Annotated in this window: 1 protein-coding gene; it reads right to left on the reverse strand. The window is 65.1% G+C overall.

The window, feature by feature from the left end; translation table 11 throughout:
* A partial coding sequence (locus ACT3SQ_RS19355; RefSeq protein WP_444592712.1) for a transposase occupies nt 1–212 on the reverse strand: 212 nt, incomplete at its 3' end.
* Nucleotides 213–295: the final 83 nt, after the last annotated feature.

Below are 295 nucleotides of genomic sequence, written 5' to 3' on the forward strand. Positions count from 1 at the left end.
CGGGTGTCGAGGTCGCGGTGGCGGTAGCCGTTGCGCTGAGCGACCCGCTCGGGGCTGGGTCGGCCGTATTCCGCGCCGGCGACCGCGTCAGCGTCCGCGGACAGCAGCTCGTTGATGATCCTTTGCAGCATCGTGCGCATCAGATCCGGGGAGGCTTCGGCCAGGGCTTCACCGAGCAGGCCGTGAGGGTCGACAATATGAGGAGCGGTCATCGTGATGACTCCGTTCGAGGATTCTGTGGAAGGTTGACTCGAAGGATCACACGGTGGCCGCGTCCTCGTCAGAGACGATCACG

This window comes from Brachybacterium sp. AOP42-C2-15 (assembly GCF_052377065.1).
Taxonomy (GTDB): domain Bacteria; phylum Actinomycetota; class Actinomycetes; order Actinomycetales; family Dermabacteraceae; genus Brachybacterium.